Genomic DNA, 2481 nt, shown 5'->3' with positions numbered 1-2481 from the left:
TGGTCGAAGTGCATGATCTCGATCTTCTCGGTCTCCTTCATTCCCGCTCCTTTCACGAGCAGTTTGAATTGTCACACGGCACGGACGGGCTTACCGTCCCGTCGCACCGCCTAACCTTGTGGTCATCTTGGCCCCAAGCTCAACAATTCAAAGGTTCTTAATACCAGTGAACGATTACAGGTTAGACGTTTTTAATACCGATTTTTCGATTTCATCCTCCTCTTTCGGTAGACGGTCAGTTTTTGCCGCCCATCGGTCAAGCGACATATGGCCATAAAAGACGAGCGCCCTGCCGTACACAAGGACGCTCTGAACACTAATAGTTGTAGGTATATCCGCCGGCATCGCCGCGGGTAAAAGACTTGGCACACTCGATAACCTGTCCACTCGAGTCATAGGTCAGGCATTCCAGCACGAGGGCCAGGTCGCCCGGCTCAAGATCGAGCAAACTCGCATCGCGTGCGCCCAGCGCCTCAATATCGAGCTTCTCAATCGATTTATCTGGCTTTCGGCCCAACATGTCATAGGTCTCATACAGGCTGAAAACCGATATGTCCACGTCTTCGATGCCAGGGAACAGCAGACACGGGATCAGCGTCATCTCGATCGACACGGGTTCACCATCAATGCAGTTAAGACGGCGCACCGAGTAGAGCAGATCGTCCTCGCCGATACCAAACAAGTCGGCATAATACGGGCCGGCATAGCGTTTGGAGCGCGCCAGGATGCGCACCGACGGCGTCGCGCCCGAAGCTAAAACCGACTGACGGAAGCCGCCCTTGCGAGCGTGCTCGTCAAACCACTTGTGCCCCACAAAGGCGCCCTTGCCCTGCACGCGACGAATCTGGCCACTTTTGACCAGCTCATCCATGGCGCTGCGGATGGTCAGGCGCGTCGTGCCAAACTCCTCGGCCAGCTCATTTTCGGACGGAATCATCGAGCCCGTCGGATAGTCACCGCGCTCGATTCGCTCCGCAATGCAGCGGCGAATTTGCTTGTAAACCGGCAAGTCTTCTACTGCCTCAGCCATTCGACACCCACCTTCGTCGCAACGCCGTCTGCCTCACCGTTATCGGCAAATCGATACTTGGTCGGCAGGGTCACGGACTTGCAATACTCGACAAAGCCATCGTTCTCATCGCGCTCGTGCGAAGCCTTATAAAACACCGGGGCGCCCTCCTGGGCATCCAGCAACTTGGCCTCGTCGGCGTTCAGACGGCTGATGGAAATATGCTCCTTGCCGTGCGACACGCGGACATTCCCCTCTTTGAGCAAAACGTCGTAGAGGCTCTCCTGCTCGAAATCGTGATCGGGAAGCGAGGGACACAAAGACAGATTGACGTATGCCGTCTCGATCGACGCCGGGGAACCATTGACCACGCGCACGCGCCGAATGCAGAAGAGCGGCATGCCCAGCTCGATTTGGGCCTTTTGGGCCAGGTCGACATCGGCGTACACGACCTTGGAGCATACCAGGCGTGCGGTTGACTTTGAGCCGACCCTCTCCACCGCCTGCGTATAGTTCCACGTTTCCTGAAAGATGTTCAGCGGCTTGGGCGGGCATACATAGGTGCCCGAACCGCGGCGGCTTTCCAAGGTTCCGCACGAAATGAGACGCGTGATCGCAGCGCGCAACGCCGTGCGGGACACGCCCAGCTCTTCACAGAGTACGCGCTCGGCGGGCAGCCGGTCGCCACCCTGCAGGTCATAATGTTTGATATACCAAAGAATGCCCTCAAAGGCGCGATCTTTGGGCGGAATCGCATATGGTTCACTCGACATGGGTAAGGCTCCTCGACCGCTTGATGCTGCGGGCATCATTGCTCCGAACGCCCCATGGCGTCGAAGGCTTCTTTGATCTGTTCCGCAACGTTCCGATACGACCGATATAGGCCGCAGTCTCGCTTGACTTCGCCCGCAGTCACAGGAATCTCAAGCTTCGAAATCTCATCCTCGCCGGTTTGCACGGCAACGACGACACCCATACCAAGGCACATGTTACGCTTGGCGGCATTGTTTTTGGTAGCCTGAGCTGGGTTAATCAAAATCTGCTGAGCGAGCTCTCGATTGCTGAGCTGCGGCACATCCTCGGGATTTCCGGTCTCGACAATCTCGCACTGCAGCACATCCGCGTAGTCAAAAATCCTCGGGGTCGCGCCGCGCTGATGCACGGCCCACTTGCGACGCGTGGCATCCTGGTAGATAGCCGGCAAAAACGTAAAGCGCGGCGGGTCCAAAATCGTGTCCGTGATGGTAAACACATCGGGATCAAAGGCATCCTGCGGGTTTTTCTTCTTGAACAGCCCCATATCAGACTCCCGTACTAACACTTAACAACTCGAGCTAAATATAGCACCAATTTCAAGTCGCCGCTTTAGCGCATCGGTGCATGGCATCTATAGCTCGCTCAGCGGGAAATACACAGACGAGACCCGGGGCGGGGTGCTTGGTTTTGAGAAGTGGGCTTCGCGAACTTCCAAA

Annotated in this window: 3 protein-coding genes; all 3 read right to left on the bottom strand. The window is 56.4% G+C overall.

Annotated features, from left to right (window positions below; all coding sequences use genetic code 11):
• Nucleotides 1-316: 316 nt before the first annotated feature.
• From DWV20_RS09755 to DWV20_RS09745, 3 genes are read right to left on the bottom strand one after another with little or no spacing between them, the layout of a single operon-like run.
• The gene (locus DWV20_RS09755; RefSeq protein ID WP_055252186.1) at nt 317-1030 is read right to left on the bottom strand and encodes a GntR family transcriptional regulator; all 714 of its coding nucleotides are present in this window, start codon (nt 1028-1030) and stop codon (nt 317-319) included.
• Nucleotides 1015-1782: a GntR family transcriptional regulator gene (locus DWV20_RS09750; protein ID WP_117636070.1), complete on the bottom strand. Its 768-nt coding sequence runs from the start codon at nt 1780-1782 to the stop codon at nt 1015-1017. Before DWV20_RS09750 ends, DWV20_RS09755 begins: the two co-directional genes overlap by 16 nt.
• Nucleotides 1783-1817: 35 nt before the next feature.
• Nucleotides 1818-2309, bottom strand: a complete 492-nt coding sequence (locus tag DWV20_RS09745) for a hypothetical protein (protein ID WP_117636071.1) — start codon at nt 2307-2309, stop codon at nt 1818-1820.
• Nucleotides 2310-2481 lie beyond the last annotated feature (172 nt).

Origin of the sequence: Collinsella sp. AF02-46-1, assembly GCF_003465825.1 — a bacterium.
Taxonomy (GTDB): Bacteria; Actinomycetota; Coriobacteriia; order Coriobacteriales; family Coriobacteriaceae; genus Collinsella.
Note: the sequence above shows the minus strand (reverse complement) of the source record. Positions and strands in the feature narration are given on the sequence as shown.

Bases quoted from the DNA above. Each gene is read 5' to 3' on its own strand.
- DWV20_RS09755 (WP_055252186.1), bottom strand. From the start codon at position 1,030: ATGGCTGAGGCAGTAGAAGACTTGCCGGTTTACAAGCAAATTCGCCGC.
- DWV20_RS09750 (WP_117636070.1), bottom strand. From the start codon at position 1,782: ATGTCGAGTGAACCATATGCGATTCCGCCCAAAGATCGCGCCTTTGAG.
- DWV20_RS09745 (WP_117636071.1), bottom strand. From the start codon at position 2,309: ATGGGGCTGTTCAAGAAGAAAAACCCGCAGGATGCCTTTGATCCCGAT.